At 59.2% G+C, this 17,419-nt stretch carries 14 protein-coding genes; 3 read left to right on the forward strand and 11 right to left on the reverse strand.

Annotated elements, in window-relative coordinates:
• Positions 1-79: 79 nt before the first annotated feature.
• The 10 genes from KDX39_RS06025 to ffh form a co-directional block, all read right to left on the reverse strand.
• Positions 80-3,664 (reverse strand): ATP-binding protein, encoded by a 3,585-nt coding sequence (locus KDX39_RS06025; protein ID WP_231659937.1) that lies wholly within the window; start codon positions 3,662-3,664, stop codon positions 80-82.
• 177 nt (positions 3,665-3,841) lie between these two features.
• The gene (thrC, locus tag KDX39_RS06030; protein WP_231659708.1) at positions 3,842-5,251 is read right to left on the reverse strand and encodes a threonine synthase; all 1,410 of its coding nucleotides are present in this window, start codon (positions 5,249-5,251) and stop codon (positions 3,842-3,844) included.
• Positions 5,252-5,301: 50 nt separating this feature from the next.
• Positions 5,302-6,606, reverse strand: a complete 1,305-nt coding sequence (locus KDX39_RS06035; protein ID WP_231659709.1) for a homoserine dehydrogenase — start codon at positions 6,604-6,606, stop codon at positions 5,302-5,304.
• Positions 6,607-6,740: 134 nt separating this feature from the next.
• Complete coding sequence (gene dsbC, locus KDX39_RS06040) at positions 6,741-7,481, reverse strand: bifunctional protein-disulfide isomerase/oxidoreductase DsbC (protein WP_043303225.1); 741 nt, start codon at positions 7,479-7,481, stop codon at positions 6,741-6,743.
• A 146-nt stretch (positions 7,482-7,627) separates the two neighbouring features.
• On the reverse strand, positions 7,628-8,524 hold the full coding sequence (xerD, locus tag KDX39_RS06045) for a site-specific tyrosine recombinase XerD (protein WP_184318861.1): 897 nt from the start codon (positions 8,522-8,524) through the stop codon (positions 7,628-7,630).
• Positions 8,525-8,625: 101 nt separating this feature from the next.
• A complete protein-coding gene (gene rplS, locus KDX39_RS06050) occupies positions 8,626-8,976 on the reverse strand; it encodes a 50S ribosomal protein L19 (RefSeq protein WP_002552524.1) in 351 nt (116 codons plus the stop codon).
• Positions 8,977-9,020: 44 nt separating this feature from the next.
• Positions 9,021-9,773, reverse strand: coding sequence for a tRNA (guanosine(37)-N1)-methyltransferase TrmD (gene trmD, locus KDX39_RS06055; protein WP_099229652.1), 753 nt, complete (start codon positions 9,771-9,773; stop codon positions 9,021-9,023).
• A 5-nt stretch (positions 9,774-9,778) separates the two neighbouring features.
• Entirely contained in the window at positions 9,779-10,318 is a 540-nt protein-coding gene (rimM, locus tag KDX39_RS06060) for a ribosome maturation factor RimM (RefSeq protein ID WP_069143792.1), read from the reverse strand.
• A gap of 5 nt (positions 10,319-10,323) precedes the next feature.
• Positions 10,324-10,581: a 30S ribosomal protein S16 gene (rpsP, locus tag KDX39_RS06065; protein WP_024685933.1), complete on the reverse strand. Its 258-nt coding sequence runs from the start codon at positions 10,579-10,581 to the stop codon at positions 10,324-10,326.
• A gap of 247 nt (positions 10,582-10,828) precedes the next feature.
• A complete protein-coding gene (gene ffh / locus KDX39_RS06070; RefSeq protein ID WP_004878868.1) occupies positions 10,829-12,205 on the reverse strand; it encodes a signal recognition particle protein in 1,377 nt (458 codons plus the stop codon).
• A gap of 213 nt (positions 12,206-12,418) precedes the next feature.
• On the opposite strand from ffh, the gene KDX39_RS06075 reads away from it, so the two are divergent.
• From KDX39_RS06075 to KDX39_RS06085, 3 genes are all read left to right on the forward strand, one after another.
• Positions 12,419-13,231, forward strand: a complete 813-nt coding sequence (locus tag KDX39_RS06075) for a cytochrome C assembly family protein (protein ID WP_099229651.1) — start codon at positions 12,419-12,421, stop codon at positions 13,229-13,231.
• 12 nt (positions 13,232-13,243) lie between these two features.
• Entirely contained in the window at positions 13,244-14,488 is a 1,245-nt protein-coding gene (locus tag KDX39_RS06080; RefSeq protein ID WP_231659710.1) for a transporter associated domain-containing protein, read from the forward strand.
• Between the two features lie 296 nt (positions 14,489-14,784).
• A complete protein-coding gene (locus KDX39_RS06085; RefSeq protein WP_231659711.1) occupies positions 14,785-16,104 on the forward strand; it encodes an MFS transporter in 1,320 nt (439 codons plus the stop codon).
• A 52-nt stretch (positions 16,105-16,156) separates the two neighbouring features.
• On the opposite strand, the gene purT is transcribed toward KDX39_RS06085, so the two are convergent.
• The gene (gene purT, locus KDX39_RS06090) at positions 16,157-17,338 is read right to left on the reverse strand and encodes a formate-dependent phosphoribosylglycinamide formyltransferase (protein ID WP_231659712.1); all 1,182 of its coding nucleotides are present in this window, start codon (positions 17,336-17,338) and stop codon (positions 16,157-16,159) included.
• Positions 17,339-17,419: the final 81 nt, after the last annotated feature.

Raw genomic sequence — 17,419 nt, forward strand, 5'->3', positions numbered from 1 at the left:
ACTCTAGAGGCTCGCGAAGGCGAGCCCCATAGGACAAGTCCTAAAACACCCTTCAGTCCCGACGATCAGAGTACTGTGTTCATCCTGGCAGGGGCGAGACTTCGGGCAGTTCAACCAGATGAACTTCAATGTCCATGCGCAGGCTGCCGATAGTCGTCTCCAGTGCCGGCCAGCGTTCGAGCGTATCGGCATCGGACTCGCGCCGGGCGGCGTCCTCCAGTGCCATACAGGCCTTGGCCAACGGCATGGCGTCAATCAGACTGGCGGCACCCTTGAGCCTGTGCAGCGATGCATCCAGAGTCTGCCAGTCCTGCGAATGGACGGCGGTTTCCAGAGCCGCGTGTTCATGCAGAAGGTTTTTCCAGAGCTCGGCCAGCAAACGCTGCATCTGTTGCTCATTGGCCTGGGTCATACGCTGCAATGTCTGAATGTCGAAGGTCGGCTCTTGCACTCGTGTTGCCAGCTCATGAGACAGACGCTCAAGCGACAAGGGTTTTATCAACAGACCGTCCATTCCCGACGCTTCACAGCGCTGGCTTTCATCGATCATCGCGTTGGCCGTGCAACCGATGACCGGGCACCGCTGGCGCCTTTCCAGAGTCTCGATACGCCTGATGGCTTCCGTCAGGGCATAACCACTGATGCCGGGCATGTTGCAATCGGTGATCACCGCATCGAACTCACCTTCACGCCATACGTTCAGCGCAGTTTCGCCGCTATCGACAGGCACGACCTGATGACCGAGAAACTCGAGCTGGCGGGTCAGCACCATACGATTGGCGGACAGGTCATCGACCACCAGCAAATGCAGACTGCGCTGATCTGCAAGCATCCCCACGGACTCGCTATCCGGTGTGACGGCGTGCTGGACTCTGGCAAACGAGATGTCGATCACAATCTGCGTACCGTTACCCGGCTCACTGTGCAGGCTGACATCACCTCCCATCAACTCAACCAGTTGCCGGGAAATACTCAGTCCGAGCCCGGTACCGCCGTAGCGGGCGGCCGTGTCGTCGCTGGCCTGGATAAAGGGCTGGAAGACCTGCTGCTGACGTTCCGGCTCGATACCGGGGCCGCTATCCTCGACACTGATACGGATACGCGATTCCCCGGCTTCGTCGGCAGACTGCGCATCGAGTGCCTGCACCGCGATTACCACAGCGCCCTGACGGGTGAACTTCAAGGCGTTACCCACCAGATTGTGCAGGACCTGACGCAGCCTCAACGGGTCCAGCCAGTAATCGCCTCTCACCCGCTCGTCGAGTTCAAGACGAAGCTCGAGCCCTTTCGCCCGGGCCTGAGCGGCGAACAGATGAACGATACCCTCGAAGAACGCCTGCAACGATGTCACTTCCAGGGACAACTTCATGCCTCCGGCCTCGATCCGTGCCAGATCAAGGCTGTCGCCAATCAGCGCCACAAGCTCCTGAGCCGAGCGGTGCGCCACCCTGATCGCCTGGGAAGGTTCATGCCCGAGACGCACCGCCTGCGCGCACTCAAGCTCCAGCAAACCGATGATTGCGCCCATCGGGGTACGGATTTCATGACTCATGGTGGCCAGAAATGCGCTTTTGGCTTCGTTGGCCTGATCCGCATGACGCAATGCTTGCTCAAGCTGCTGCTCCAGTCGCTTGCGTTCAGTGATGTCGATCCACCCGCCCAACAGCCCCTGCAACTGGCCATCTGCCCCGAAAAACGGCACCGTCCATTGCCACGCATCTACACGCTTGCCAAAAAGCTCCATGGTGCGATCGGCGAAGATCGGCTGATGATCTTCCAGCAGTTTCGCGTAGTCGGCGTGCATCTGTTCGGCTACCGAGCGTGGAATGAGGTCAACATCAGTCAGCCGCCGACCGTTCAACTGTTCGAAGCTGACGCCGAAGCTTTCTTCGTAACTTCGGTTACAGGAAATGAGCCGCCCCTTTAGGTCACGCACGTAAATAGGGTTGGGAATGCCGTCGAGCAATGCGCGTTTGAAGGCCAACTGGTCACTCAGTTGTCTTTCCACTCGAAGGCGCTGACGAATCTGCGCGTTAAGCCTGCTGCTCCAGACCAGCGACACCAGGCCGGTCAACAGCGCCAGGATCACCACCCATACGACCCATTGTGGCAGGCGGTTCCAGAGCGAAGGCTGGGGCAAGGTCGAACCCAGCCATTTCACTCTTATGGAGCGCAGTTCGGCGACGGGAAACTCCTCCAGTGCCTTGTTGAGAATGCCCAGAAGCTCGGGTTGGGATTTGACCACCGAGAACCGGTCCGGCGACCATTTGCCGTCCACGCTACGGGCAACCTTCAACTCTGCGGACGGAAACAGATAGGCGCCCGCTTCATTCTGAATCGTTGCATCGGCCACACCGCTTTCCACCATCGCCCTGGCCTGATCGTAGGTGTTGGCAAGCTTCAACTGGATCTGTGGGTACTCGCGTCTGATCTGATCTTCAAGGGCATGCCGGGACGGCAAGGCAAGCACACGCCCTTCCAGACCTGCCAGAGAAACATTGGAAGAGCTGTCGGAGCGCACGACGAATACCCAATTATTGCCGCCAAAGGAATAGGTGAAGTCCAGAAATCGCCGACGCTCTGGATTCTCCGCAAGCGTGGTGTTCATGTCGGCCATGCCGGTACGCAAGGCGTCGATGCTCAGTTGCGTGGAGGGCACTTCACGATGAATGAACTGCAGACCGGTCATGCGGGATATACGCGCCAGCACATCGATATTGAGCCCCACCCACTGACCATTCCGGTCTTTGTAGATATAAGGGGGGTGTTGGGTCGTGGACACCGTGACGCTGGGATGCTTGACGATCCAGCGCCGCTCGGCACCCGTGAGGCTGATGCGTTGTCCTGCCAGATCTGCGCCCAGGCCCACCGTCCAGCGCCCCGTGACTTCGCGGCAGACGGCGGGATCGATGCTGGCCAGCGCACGGTCGATCAGGCCCAGCAAACGCTGCTCCTGCGCACGCACCGCGAAGGCGAAACCCACCGGTGGCAGCGCGCTTTCGAACTTGATCTGCAAGCCCAGATAAGGCCGCAGCGCGATGTAGGAGCGTACGATGACCTCGTTACCGATAAAGACGTCCGCCTCGCCCTGGCTCAACGCCTCGAGTGCGCTGTAGAGGTTTGGAGCGATAATGATCTCGCTCCGGGGATAGACACTGTGCACGACATCCGAATCGGCGTAGCCGTCGAGCAGAACCACTTTTTTGTCTGCAAGGCTGAACGAGGGGCTGAGGTCGTTGCCGCGCCCGACAACGACCGAGCGATCCGGCATGTATTCCGTGGAAAACGCCAGCCCCTTCACACCCCGCTCGAATCCGTTGGCGCTGGTCAGGATGTCGATGCTGCCATTGCGCAATGCGTCGATGGCTTCCTCGCGCTGGGCGAATCCGGTGACCTGCATGGCGACGTTCAACTGATCGCCAACCAGCCCCAGGTAGTCGGCGCTGATGCCCTGATAGCGATTGCGGTCACTGGTGATGTCGATGGGTTCGTAATCGGCAATGGCGATACCGACCCGAAGCACATTGTGCTGATCCAGCCACGTTCGATCCGCGGCTTCCAGCGGCAGGTCGGGAGAAGGCAGAAAGGGGGCGGTCAGGGTAAACGGCAGACTCTGCGCTGCAACCACCGCCTGAGCAAAAACAAGCATCAGCAGAAAAACCATCGCATGCCAGACGCGATCACCCGTCATCTTGCCTGTCCCCTTGGCAACCACTTGCATACTTGCTTGCTTCACAACGACCGACTCATCTGTATGAACTGAAAACCCCCGGAAGTTTGGCACGTAGAAACAAGAAGGCCCGCTGGTGGGCGGGCCTAAAGTTGTTACACAACGATTCCGTCAGAGCGGTTTTCCGCGGTTGCCGTGCTGGCTGACGAAAGCCTGTATGGCTTTCAGGTCATTGGGCAGGACCGTGCAGCGCTCGTCACGCTCGAAAAGATCAGACATATGTGCAGGCAGCTCAAGCGCTTTTCCTACGCCAGCCTTCTCTACTGCCTCAGGGAATTTGACTGGATGCGCTGTACCCAGAATCACCATCGGCGTATCCAGGCTGCGACGACATTCGCGTGCAGCCCTGACACCGATTGCGGTATGCGGGTCCAGCAGCTCGCCGGTTTTCGCAAACACGTCGGCGATCGTTTCACAGGTCTCTTCGTCGCTGACCGCCAGTGAGTCGAACAGCTTGCGTGTCTCGGTCCAGCGCTCCTCGTCAACGCTGAAACCGCCACCCTGTCTGAAATTGCTCATCAGTTCGGCAATCGCCAGACCGTTGCGACCGTGCATGTCGAACAGCAGACGTTCGAAGTTGGACGACACCATGATGTCCATCGACGGCGACAGCGTGGCGTGCAGGGTTTCCTTGACGTACTGATTGCCGCTCATGAAACGGTGCAGAATGTCGTTGCGATTGGTAGCCACGATCAGTTGATTGATCGGCAGCCCCATGTTGCGGGCCAGGTAACCGGCGAAGATATCCCCGAAGTTGCCGGTCGGCACCGAGAACGATACCGAGCGTGCAGGGCCGCCCAATTGCAGCGAGGCGTGGAAGTAGTAGACGATCTGGGCCATGATCCGCGCCCAGTTGATCGAATTGACCGCGACCAGGCGGGTCCCTTTCAGGAAGCTCTGATCGGCGAAGCTGGCCTTGACCATTTCCTGGCAGTCGTCGAAGTTGCCCTCCACGGCGATGTTGTGGATGTTGTCACCGAAGATGGTGGTCATCTGGCGACGTTGAACGTCCGACACCCGATTGTTCGGGTGCAGAATGAAGATATCGACGTTGTCGCAACGACGGCAGCCTTCGATGGCCGCCGAGCCGGTGTCACCGGACGTGGCGCCAATGATGACGACGCGCTCGCCACGCTTGGCCAGTACGTAATCCAGCAGGCGGCCGAGCAGTTGCAGGGCGAAATCCTTGAACGCCAGCGTCGGACCGTGGAACAGCTCCAGAACCCATTCGTTGCTGTTCAACTGACGCAGCGGTGCGATGGCGCTGTGGGCGAAGACGCCGTAGGTTTCTTCGAGAATCTGCTTGAAGTCTGCGTCCGGAATGCTGCCGGTCACGAAAGGACGCATCACCCGGAAGGCCAGCTCGTGGTAAGGCAGGCCTGCCCAGGATGCGATCTCTTCCTGGGTGAAGCGCGGCAGGTTTTCCGGCACGTAAAGGCCGCCATCGGTGGCCAGTCCGGCCAGCAGCACATCTTCAAAATTCAGCGCAGGCGCTTGGCCGCGAGTACTGATATAGCGCATGGGATCAAACCTTTGGTCTGAGCGTCGAGCCCGCAGGCTCGGCGCCTTGATTAATTCAGATGTTCAACACGGATGCGAACCACCGGGCCTACTACGTCCTGCAGGGCTTCCAGCGCTTCAATGGCGTCGTTGATACGCTGCTCGATCACACGATGCGTCAGCAGGATCATCGGTACCAGCCCGTCATGCTCTTCGACTTCCTTCTGCATGATCGACTCGATATTGATACCGCGCTCGGACAGGATGCTCGCCACCTGAGCCAGAACGCCCGGATGATCCTTGGCCTGGATGCGCAGGTAATAGGCGCTTTCGCAGGCTTCGATCGGCAGGATAGGGTGAGCCGACAGCGAATCGGGCTGGAAGGCCAGATGCGGTACGCGCTTTTCAGGATCGGAGGTCATGGCGCGCACGACATCCACCAGGTCGGCGATGACCGAGGAAGCCGTTGGCTCCATGCCGGCACCGGCACCGTAGAACAGCGTCGAACCGGACGCATCACCGTTGACCATTACAGCATTCATCACGCCGTTGACGTTGGCGATCAGACGGTCGGCCGGGATCAGGGTCGGGTGCACGCGCAACTCGATGCCTTGCGCAGTGCTGCGCGCCACACCCAGATGCTTGATGCGATAGCCAAGCGCTTCGGCGTAATTCACGTCGGCGGTGGTCAGTTTGGTGATGCCTTCGGTGTAGGCCTTGTCGAACTGCAACGGGATACCGAATGCAATGGATGCCAGGATGGTCAGCTTGTGAGCGGCGTCGATGCCCTCGACGTCGAATGTAGGGTCAGCTTCGGCATAGCCCAGCGCCTGCGCTTCAGCCAGCACGTCCGGGAAGGTGCGGCCCTTCTCGCGCATTTCGGTCAGGATGAAGTTGCCGGTGCCGTTGATGATGCCGGCCACCCAGTTGATACGGTTTGCCGAGAGGCCTTCACGGATTGCCTTGATGACAGGAATGCCGCCGGCAACTGCCGCTTCGAACGCAACGATGACGCCTTTCTCGCGCGCCTTGGCGAAGATTTCATTGCCATGAACGGCAATCAGCGCCTTGTTGGCGGTGACCACGTGCTTGCCGTTTTCGATGGCCTTGAGCACCAGCTCGCGGGCGACCGTGTAGCCGCCGATCAGCTCGATGATAATGTCGATTTCAGGGTTGCTGGCAACAGCGAACACATCGCTGGTGGTAGGCGTACCGGTAATCTGGCAGTTAGGGTTTGGTGTACGAACCGCAATTTGCGCAACTTCGATTCCACGCCCGGCACGGCGGGCAATCTCCTCGGCGTTACGCTTGAGTACGTTGAAAGTACCGCCACCGACAGTACCCAGCCCACATATGCCTACTTTGACCGGTTTCACTGATGAACTCCCCGAAAAACAGCCGATCCTGAATCGGCTGTGGAAAACAGTCGCGTATCGCCACGCGACTACAATTTAGCGAGACGGCGGCAAAGCCGTTGTGTCACGACGCAGAGCCAGAACTGCGTCAGGTATTACTTGGCACCCAGCGCCAGCTTGGCGACCTGCGCAGCGGGCTGATAGCCCGGAATGACCTGACCATCGGCCAGAACGATCGCTGGCGTGCCATTTACACCGATGGACTGCCCCAGTTCGTACTGTTTGGTGACCGGGTTGTCGCACTTGGCAGCCTTGATGTCCTTGCCGTCGACCATACGGTCCATGGCGCCCTTGCGGTCTTTGGAGCACCAGACGGCCTGAAGTTGCTCGTCACCCGGAGAACCCAGCCCCTGACGCGGGAATGCGAGATAACGCACTTCGACGCCCATCTTGTTCAATTCGCCCACTTCCTCATGAAGCTTGTGGCAATAAGGGCACGTGGTGTCGGTAAACACGGTGATGTGCGATTTGGTTTCACCCACGGCCGGGTAAACCACCATCTCGGCAGCCGGGATGGCATTGATGGTCTTGGAGATCGCCAGACGCTCGGTTTTCTCGGTCAGGTTGACCGGCTTGCCGTTCTGGACCTGAAACAGGTAACCCTGAACCACGAACTGTCCATCGGCGCTGGCATACAGCACGCGACCACCCTTGAGCTTGACCTCGTAGAGGCCATTGAGCGGACTGGGTGCGATGCTTTCTACCGGAAGTTCCAGCTTGAGCGTATCGAGGGTCTTGCGAATGGCCTGCTCAGGAGCGGCATCGGCCTGGACAAACGTGCTGAACGTACCAGCCAGTGCAACGACGGCGGCAGCAAAAATCTGGGGCAAGCGCATGAAAACTCCTATCGACGGCGGACAGGGCGACCACTGCGCAAACGTAGCAGGTCGGCCTGGTTCTGCGAAACCGGCAAAGCCTATCACATAAGGCCCGTAACACCGACCCGGACAACGGCAAGACGCCAGGTAAATTGCAACCGGAACTAACCCCGCGGATGATGCCGGGCATGCAGATCCTGAAGCCTGGCACGTGCCACATGAGTATAGATTTGCGTCGTCGACAGATCACTGTGCCCTAGCAACATTTGCACGACACGAAGATCGGCACCGTGATTGAGCAGGTGCGTGGCAAATGCATGGCGCAGCGTATGTGGCGAGAGGGATTTATCGATGCCTGCGACCACGGCCTGATGCTTGATCCGATGCCAGAACGTCTGGCGCGTCATCTGTTCCCCACGCTGACTGGGAAACAGTACATCACTGGGACGACCGTTCAGCAGTTCGTCACGGGCACCGCGCATGTAGCGTTCGACCCAGACGATGGCTTCCTCGCCCATCGGCACCAGACGCTCCTTGCTGCCCTTGCCCATCACCCGCAGCACGCCCTGACGCAGATTGACCTGTTCCAGCGTCAGACTGATCAGTTCGGTCACCCGCAGACCGCACGCATAGAGCACCTCAAGCATCGCCCGGTCCCGCTCGCCAATGGGCTCACTCAGGTCCGGCGCCGCCAGCAGCGCTTCGACGTCAGCCTCGGACAGCGACTTGGGCAGCGGCTTGCCCAGTTGCGGCATGTCGACTTGCAGGGTGGGATCTATTGCAATCAGCTTTTCGCGCAGCAGGTAGCGATAGAAGCCTCGTGCACCGGACAGAAACCGCGCAGTCGAGCGCGGCTTGTAGGCTTGATCTACCCGCCAGGCCAGATGATCGAGAATGGCCTCGCGCCCGGCAGTCGCCAAATCCACGTTGCGCTCCTGCAACCAGCCGTGAAACAGGGCCAGATCACTGCGGTAGGCGTCGCGGGTGTTGTCGGACAGGCCTTTCTCCAGCCAAAGGGCGTCGAGAAACTGGTCAATCAGCGGGTGGTCGATGGCAGGCATGGGTACTCAAGCTTATGCAACAGAAAGAAGGTCCATCATTAAACACCAGACAATAAAAAAGCAGCCCGAAGGCTGCTTTTTTCATGCATCGAAAAACTGTATCAGGACAGTTTTTCCTTGATGCGAGCTGCTTTACCGGACAGGTCACGCAGGTAGTACAGTTTGGCCTTGCGAACGTCACCGCGACGTTTCACAGCCATGCTGTCGATTTGCGGGCTGTAGGTCTGGAAAGTACGCTCAACGCCAACACCGTTGGAGATTTTACGAACAGTGAAAGCACTGTTCACGCCACGGTTACGCTTGGCAATTACAACGCCTTCAAAGGCCTGCAGACGAGCGCGGTCGCCTTCCTTCACTTTCACCTGAACGACAATGGTGTCGCCCGGGGCAAAGGTAGGGATCTCTTTGGTCATCTGCTCTGCTTCGAGGGCAAGAATGATTTTGTTAGTCATGCTGGTGCTCCTAAGGTAATCCGTCTGGATCGACCATCGATACGTTAACTATCGTCCCGCTCGCGGATGTATTCCGCCAGCAGCTTCTTCTCTTCTCCAGAAAGCGAGCGGCTTTCCAGAAGATCAGCGCGTCGTTCATAGGTCCGCCCAAGGGACTGCTGTAAACGCCAACGCCGGATGTGCGCGTGATTGCCACTTAGCAACACGTCGGGAACACGCTGATCCGCATACACCTCAGGTCGGGTGTAATGCGGGCAATCCAGCAGACCGTCCGTGAAGGAATCTTCCTCCGCGGAGTCCACATGCCCTAAAGCTCCAGGCAGCAGCCGCGTAACCGCGTCAATCAGGACCATCGCCGGCAGCTCGCCACCGGAAAGAACATAGTCACCAATCGACCACTCTTCATCGACATGAGCCTCAATAAAGCGCTCGTCAATGCCTTCATAACGACCGGCGATGAGGATAATCGCTTCCTCTTGCGCCAGTTCGCGTACCGCAGACTGATCCAGCTTGCGGCCTTGTGGCGACAGGTAAATCACCTTCGCCGCATCCCCTGCCGCTTGCCTGGCCTGAACCAGAGCATCTTCAAGGGGCTTGATCTTCATCACCATGCCCGGACCACCGCCAAATGGGCGATCATCCACAGTGTGATGGCGATCAGTGGTGTAATCCCGCGGATTCCAACAGGTAAGCTGCAATAGCCCCTGTTTCACCGCACGGCTGGTAATGCCGTATTCGCTGATGGCGGAAAACATCTCGGGAAACAGACTGATGACTTCTATGCGTAGGCTAGCCATGGCACTCAGAAGTCCGCATCCCAATCCACCTTCATCTCGCCAGCACCCAGGTCGACTGCCAACACGCATTGCTCCGTATAGGGCAACAGGCGTTCACGATCATCCAGGCTGCCCGCGCAGGGCTTTACAACCATTACATCGTTCGAACCGGTTTCGAGCAGGTGATCGATTTTCCCGAGCAATTGCCCAAGTTGGTCAATGACCTTCAGGCCTTCAAGCTGGTACCAGTAGTACTCGCCATCGTCCAGATCAGGGAACAGGTTACGCGGCACGCAGATTTCGTAACCGGAAAGAAGACGGGCTTCTTCGCGATCATCGAGACCCTTGAGCCTTGCGACCAGAAACTTGCTTTGTAAGCGTCCGCTGACCAGCTCAACCTGCTTCTCAACGCTGCCTTCGCGCCGAAGCGTCCAGGTTTTGTAGTCCAACAGGTTTCCAATCGGATCAGTAAAGGAAAAAACCTTCACTTCGCCGCGAACGCCATGAACTGAGTAAATCTTGCCAATGACGATCAGATCGTCGGCAGGTGCAGGCGTCGCGTTCATAAGACTCAGGCCGCGGCCTTTGCCTTGTTGTGCTCTTTGAGCAGCTGTGCAACGCGCTCGGAAGTTTGTGCACCCACGCTCAACCAGTAGTTGACGCGTTCTTCGTTAACGGACAAACGGATTTCCTGACCACGGGCAACCGGGTTGAAGAAACCAACCTGTTCCTTGTGGGAACCGTCACGAGCGTTGCGGCTGTCGGTTACGGTCAAGTGGTAAAACGGGCGCTTTTTGGAGCCGCCAAGGGCAAGACGGATGGTTAGCATTGAACATCGTTCCTGTAGTCGGTGCTGCAAATCTAAGATGCACAGCGGGCATAGGTGCCCGAAAGGCCGCATATTCTAAGGAATATCCCGACTTTTGCAAATGTCTTTTTCCGGCGCCTATAGGCGTGCCGTCCAGATTTGCTGGAGCGCTGTCGTTGTGACAGCAGGTAGAAGCCCGCAATACGCGGGCTGAGCGGGGGTCACCCCCCATGCGGGACGCGCGCAAGACACTACGCGCGCGACACAATCACATCTTTGGCATGCCGCCGCCGGGGAACATTCCACCCATGCCGCGCATCATTTTCGCCATTCCGCCCTTGGCGGAGAATTTCTTCATCATCTTCTGCATCTGTTTGTGCTGCTTGATCAGACGCCCGATGTCCTGAACCTGGGTGCCGGACCCCATCGAAATGCGACGCTTGCGCGAGCCGCTGATCAGATCAGGATCACGGCGCTCGGCCGGGGTCATCGAGTTGATGATGGCTTCCATCTGCTTGAACTGTTTCTCGGCTGCGCCCTGAGCGTTGCCCATCTGCGACAGGTTGACCCCGCCAATGCTTGGCAGCTTGTCCATCAGGCCGCCAAGGCCGCCCATATTCTTCATCTGCTGCAGCTGATCGCGGAAATCTTCGAGATCGAAGCCCTTCCCCTTCTTCAGCTTCTTGGCCAGTTTGTCGGCCTTGTCCTTGTCCAGGGTCTGTTCGGCCTGCTCGATCAGGCTGAGCACGTCGCCCATACCGAGGATTCGCGAGGCGATACGATCCGGGTGGAACGGCTCGAGCGCGTCGCTCTTCTCGCCCATACCGATGAACTTGATCGGCTTGCCGGTAATGGCCCGCACCGACAACGCGGCGCCGCCACGTGCATCGCCGTCGACCTTGGTCAGGATCACGCCGGTCAATGGCAGCGCATCGCCAAAGGCCTTGGCGGTGTTGGCAGCATCCTGACCGGTCATGGCGTCGACGACGAACAGCGTCTCGGCCGGCTTGACCGCGGCATGCAGCGACTGGATCTCGCCCATCATCTCGGCGTCGATGTGCAGACGACCGGCGGTATCGACGATGACCACATCGATGAATTTGAGTTTGGCTTCTTTAATGGCAGCCTGGGCGATGTCCACAGGCTTCTGGCTGATGTCCGACGCAAAGAACGTCACGCCGATATCATTGGCCAGGGTTTCAAGCTGCTTGATGGCGGCGGGACGGTAAACGTCGACCGAGACCACCATCACGGTTTTCTTCTTGCGCTCCTTGAGGAAGCGCGCCAGCTTGCCGGCAGTCGTGGTTTTACCCGCGCCCTGCAGACCGGCCATCAGTACGACGGCTGGCGGCGTGACGTTGAGCACCAGGTCTTCGTTGGCAGCGCCCATCAGGCTTTCGAGTTCGGCCTGGACGATCTTCACAAACGCCTGGCCCGGCGTCAGGCTGCGCGACACCTCGGTGCCGACCGCACGTTCCTTGACGTTATTGACGAAGTCCTTCACCACCGGCAGCGCGACGTCGGCTTCGAGCAAGGCCATACGCACTTCGCGCAGGGTGTCCTTGATATTGTCCTCGTTCAGCTTGGCCTTGCCAGTTACGTGGCGAAGCGTCTGCGAGAGGCGGTCTGTCAGATTTTCAAACATGGGCGATCCTTTCAGGCTCTCGTCGAACCCCGGTTGATGCGGCCCGGCCCGTGATGCAGAAATGGCGCTCGGCGAGCCTGCGGCTTGAGCAGGTGGCGGATTATAGCGAAGACTCCGCTGCACGGACACCACGCAGACTGCTTCTGTGGTCTTTCGTGATTTGTCGGTTCTATGCCAAACTCAGCGTCTTTTCAGGCCCGTCCATCAGGATCTATGTCCCCTTTGCCACCCAGCCTGCTCCCCAGCCTCGCCGCCGCCATTCTTTACGCCGCTGCGACCGTCTATCAGGGCCTTCGTCTGAGCCAGAGCATCAGGCCTGACAAGCGCCTGCTGTATCTGCTCGGCACGCTTGCCGTGATCGCCCATGCCATCGGCCTGTTCTCGCAACTGGCGCGCCCGGCCGGCCTTGGTCTGGACTTCTTCAACTCGGCCAGCCTGATTGCGGCGTCGGTGATCGTCGTGACCCTGATCGCCACCACCCGCATACCGGTGGAAAACTTGCTCGTCCTGCTGTTCCCTCTCGGGATGATCACTGCTCTGCTGGCGCAGTTCGCGCCCAGTGGCACGGTGCAACCGATCGAGGAAGAACCCGGCATTCTCAGCCACATTCTGCTGTCGCTGCTCGCCTACGGCATGCTCACCATTGCAGCGTTTCAATCCTTGTTGCTGCTGGTGCAGGACTACCAGCTCAAGCACAAGCACCCACTGGGTCTGATCAAGAACTTCCCGCCCTTGCAGACGATGGAAAGCCTGCTGTTCGGTTTTCTGTGGGCAGGCTGGATACTGCTGTCGCTGTCGCTGATTTCCGGCTGGGTATTCGTCGAAAACCTGTTCGCTCAGCATCTGGCGCACAAGACTCTGCTGGCCTGTCTGGCCTGGATCGTATTCAGCGTACTGCTGTGGGGCCGTAACCGCCTCGGATGGCGTGGACACAAGGCCATCCGCTGGACGCTGGGTGGCTTCTGCCTGCTGATGCTGGCCTATTTCGGCAGCAAGCTGGTACGCGAATTCATTCTGCATATCTGACGGGCGACGATCATGGATAACCTGCCCATCGCCCCGCTGCTCGGCGTTCTGGCGCTATTGATACTCTGGTCCGGCCTGTTCACCGCAGTGGAAAACGCCCACCAGCAATTAAAGATAATGCGCGCAGGCAGCCGTCCCGGCGACTCGACGTTGCCCGAGCTGGCCTTTAACCTCAATAGCCTGATTCTCTGCAACACGCTGATCAGGGTACTGATCACCGTGATCGCAACGCTGATTGCCGCCGATTACTGGTTCTACAACGGTCCGACCGTTGCCTGGCTGGGCACCGCTGGCGTGATGCTGGTGTTTGGCGAATACATGCCGCGTCGTCTGGCCAGCCGCTATCCCGTTTCGACACTGCATTTGGGCAACGGCTTGCTGCGCCTGCCGATGATGATCGTCCGACCCGTGACCTGGGTGTTCAACACCCTCGTGAAAACCCTGCTGCGCCCGGTTCTCAAAGGCAACGTGCAGGATCCTGGCCGGGAGTTCGACGAAGAAGCACAGCAAACCCCTCATCACGATGGCGTTCAGGAGCATTACCCACGCGCAAACGTGCTGTCGGGCATTCATGCGCTGAACAGCATCACTGTGAATGACATCCTGATTCCGCGCAGCGAAGTGGACGGCGTCAACCTTGATGACACCATCGAGCTGATCATCGAGCGTCTGATCATATCCCGCCACACCCGCCTGCCGGTGTTTCACAATGACATCAATCAGGTGCAGGGCATTATCAACACCCGCGACATCAGCCACTTGCTACCCAAGGGCGCACTGACCAAGGAACAGCTTTTGTCGGTTTGCTATGAGCCGTACTTCGTCCCGGAAAGTACCCCGCTGCAGTTGCAGCTGCTCAATTTCCACAAGCAGCAGCGCCGTCTGGGCGTAGTGGTCGATGAATATGGCGAAGTGCTGGGCATCGTCACGCTCGAGGATATTCTTGAGGAAATCGTCGGCGAGTTCGAAAGCGAGCAGACCCTGGACAATCCGCACATCAAACGCCAGGAAGACGGCCGACTGGAAGTGGAAGGCGCCGCCTCCATTCGCGATTTGAACAAGAGCCTGGGCTGGCACTTGCCATCCGACGGCCCGAAAACCCTGAACGGACTGGTCACCGAGGCGCTGGAAACCATTCCCGAAGCACCGGTCTGCCTGAAGATAGGCCCGTACCGGCTGGAAATTCTGGAAACCGAAGACAACCGTGTCACGCGCGTGGCCATGTGGCAGAACGCGCCGAGCCTGGTGTTCAAGTAAAGAACGATTCAGCGCCGTGCAAACACTTGTTTCAAATCCGGTCCGCTTCCTATAATCGAGACGCTTATCCAGCCCGGCAGTCGTTGTGCTACCCGCACGTCAGACGATCAGCCTGTAGCCTGAACACTTCAATTTCTCTGGCCCGCGCCCTTACCCATGAGCGCGGCCATTGCCCTCCCGCCCAACCGGGCTACGCTGCTCAGCGCTGCGCCATAATGACGTAACAATCACAACAACGAAGACTTGCCGCCGCGCATGCCGTGTCGACAGGCAAGATGACCGTCAGGGATAACTGCATGACCAGCACCTCAGCCGCTCACGAAGACACCGCGGCAGCGCCACCTGCCAACTCTGCGACTCGCGTCGCCACGGCCAGCTTCATCGGCACCGCCATCGAGTTCTATGATTTCTACGTCTATGCCACGGCCGCCGCACTGGTAATCGGCCCGGTCTTCTTTCCTCAGACGTCCGGCACCGCACAGATGCTGTCGTCATTTCTGACCTTCGGCATCGCTTTCCTCGCACGCCCGCTGGGCTCGGCACTGTTCGGCCACTTTGGTGACCGTATCGGCCGTAAATCGACACTGGTCGCGTCGCTGTTGCTGATGGGCATCTGCACCACGCTCATTGGCGTACTGCCGGGATACGCAACCATTGGTGCCTGGGCGCCGATCCTGCTATGCGTGCTGCGCTTCGGTCAGGGGCTCGGTCTGGGGGGCGAATGGGGCGGCGCGGCGCTACTGGCGACGGAAAACGCCCCAAAGGGCAAGCGCGCCTGGTTCGGTATGTTTCCGCAACTGGGCCCTTCGATCGGCTTTCTTGCCGCCAACGGCCTGTTCCTGACGCTGGCCATGACCCTGAGCGACGAGCAGTTCCGTGCCTGGGGCTGGCGGATTCCGTTTCTGCTCAGCGCCTTGCTGGTCATGGTCGGCCTGTACGTACGCCTGAAGCTGGAAGAAACCCCCGTCTTTGCCGAGGCCATGGCGAGCCACAAGCGAGTCGGAATGCCCATCGTGGAAACATTCCGCGATCACTGGAGGCCCGTGCTGCTGGGTGCCGCCTCAATGGTGGTGTGCTATGCACTGTTCTATATCTCGACCGTGTTTTCGCTGAGTTACGGCGTCTCGACACTCGGTTATACCCGGGAGACCTTTCTGGGACTGCTGTGCTTTGCAGTGTTGTTCATGGCTGCCGCCACCCCTCTGGCCGCGCTGGCCAGCGACCGTTTCGGACGCAAACCGGTTCTGCTGGTCGGTGGTGTGCTGGCAATTCTGTCGGGCTTTGCCATGGAACCGCTTCTGACCCACGGCACCACATGGGGCGTGGCGTTATTCCTGTGCGTCGAGCTGTTCCTGATGGGTATCACCTTCGCACCGATGGGCGCGCTGCTACCGGAGCTGTTTCCGACGCAAGTGCGTTATACAGGCGCGTCGGCGGCCTACAACCTGGGCGGAATCGTCGGGGCTTCGGTTGCACCTTTCTTCGCACAGAAACTGGTGGCCATGGGCGGACTGAGCTGGGTGGGCGGGTATGTTTCGGCAGCAGCGCTGATCAGCGTGCTGGCAGTGCTGTGCCTTAAGGAGACACGCCATGAGGACTTGAATCGGGTGGGTTGAACACATTCACAATCAACCCTGATCGTGCCCATGGGCACGATCAGGGACAATGTTACAACTCGACTTTGACCGCCTGCGATGCGCGGGTGGCCTTGGCGCGAGCGGCCTCGATGGACTCGTCACGCGCAAGCGCTACGCCCATGCGGCGCTGACCATTGACTTCCGGCTTGCCGAACAGACGCAAGGCTGTATCCGGCTCGGCCAGTGCAGCACCGAGGTTGGAAAACGCGGTCTGCGTCGACTGGCCTTCAACCAGAATCACTGCGGAGGCCGAAGGGCCGAACTGACGGATCAACGGAATCGGCAGGCCCAGGATGGCGCGGGCGTGCAAGGCGAACTGCGACAGGTCCTGGGAAATCAGTGTCACCAGACCGGTGTCATGCGGACGCGGCGACACTTCGCTGAACCACACCTGATCACCCTTGATGAACAGTTCGACACCGAAGATGCCGCGACCGCCCAGAGCCTCGGTCACAGCCTTGGCCACCCGCTCGGACTCGTCCAGCGCTGCCGGGCTCATGGCCTGTGGCTGCCAGGATTCCTGGTAATCGCCCTTCTCCTGACGGTGGCCGACCGGCGCACAGAACGTGGTGCCGCCCACATGGCGCACGGTCAGCAGGGTGATTTCGTAATCGAAGTCGATGAACCCCTCGACGATCACGCGGCCTTTACCGGCACGCCCGCCTTCCTGTGCGTAATCCCACGCCTTCTGAACGTCGTCAACGCTTTTGAGCAGGCTCTGGCCTTTGCCCGACGAACTCATGACCGGCTTTACCACACATGGGAAGCCCAGATCCTCTACCGCCTTGCTGTAGGCCTCGAAGGTGTCGGCAAAGTGGTAAGGGGAAGTGGGCAGCTTCAACTCTTCAGCGGCCAGGCGACGAATGCCTTCGCGGTTCATGGTCAGCTGCGCAGCACGAGCGGTCGGGATGACGGTGAAACCTTCGGCTTCCAGCTCGACCAGCGTATCGGTGGCAATGGCCTCGATTTCCGGAACGATGAAATGCGGCTTCTCGGCCTCGATCACTGCGCGCAGCGCTGCGCCGTCGAGCATATTGACCACGTGGCTGCGGTGCGCGACTTGCATGGCCGGCGCGTTGGCATAGCGGTCGACCGCGATCACTTCGACGCCCAAGCGTTGCAGCTCGATCACGACTTCCTTGCCCAGCTCGCCGCTGCCGCAGAACAGTACGCGCGTCGCGGTAGGCGACAGTGGAGTTCCGATTTGAGTCATCTCAGGTCCTCGTGGAGCAGATATCGAGGGCAGCCCGCCGTGTGCGAGCGACCGCTGTGGAGAAAGGCGCGCAATTTACCA

The sequence above is a fragment of the Pseudomonas sp. CDFA 610 genome, from assembly GCF_021147865.1.
GTDB lineage: Bacteria > Pseudomonadota > Gammaproteobacteria > Pseudomonadales > Pseudomonadaceae > Aquipseudomonas > Aquipseudomonas alliivorans.

What these genes read in the sequence shown, in the direction of transcription:
- KDX39_RS06025 (WP_231659937.1), bottom strand. Translation starts at nt 3,664, where the DNA reads ATGGTTTTTCTGCTGATGCTTGTTTTTGCTCAGGCGGTGGTTGCAGCG.
- thrC (WP_231659708.1), bottom strand. Translation starts at nt 5,251, where the DNA reads ATGCGCTATATCAGTACTCGCGGCCAAGCGCCTGCGCTGAATTTTGAA.
- dsbC (WP_043303225.1), bottom strand. Translation starts at nt 7,481, where the DNA reads ATGCGCTTGCCCCAGATTTTTGCTGCCGCCGTCGTTGCACTGGCTGGT.
- xerD (WP_184318861.1), bottom strand. Translation starts at nt 8,524, where the DNA reads ATGCCTGCCATCGACCACCCGCTGATTGACCAGTTTCTCGACGCCCTT.
- rplS (WP_002552524.1), bottom strand. Translation starts at nt 8,976, where the DNA reads ATGACTAACAAAATCATTCTTGCCCTCGAAGCAGAGCAGATGACCAAA.
- trmD (WP_099229652.1), bottom strand. Translation starts at nt 9,773, where the DNA reads ATGGCTAGCCTACGCATAGAAGTCATCAGTCTGTTTCCCGAGATGTTT.
- rimM (WP_069143792.1), bottom strand. Translation starts at nt 10,318, where the DNA reads ATGAACGCGACGCCTGCACCTGCCGACGATCTGATCGTCATTGGCAAG.
- rpsP (WP_024685933.1), bottom strand. Translation starts at nt 10,581, where the DNA reads ATGCTAACCATCCGTCTTGCCCTTGGCGGCTCCAAAAAGCGCCCGTTT.
- ffh (WP_004878868.1), bottom strand. Translation starts at nt 12,205, where the DNA reads ATGTTTGAAAATCTGACAGACCGCCTCTCGCAGACGCTTCGCCACGTA.
- KDX39_RS06075 (WP_099229651.1), top strand. Translation starts at nt 12,419, where the DNA reads ATGTCCCCTTTGCCACCCAGCCTGCTCCCCAGCCTCGCCGCCGCCATT.
- KDX39_RS06080 (WP_231659710.1), top strand. Translation starts at nt 13,244, where the DNA reads ATGGATAACCTGCCCATCGCCCCGCTGCTCGGCGTTCTGGCGCTATTG.
- KDX39_RS06085 (WP_231659711.1), top strand. Translation starts at nt 14,785, where the DNA reads ATGACCAGCACCTCAGCCGCTCACGAAGACACCGCGGCAGCGCCACCT.
- purT (WP_231659712.1), bottom strand. Translation starts at nt 17,338, where the DNA reads ATGACTCAAATCGGAACTCCACTGTCGCCTACCGCGACGCGCGTACTG.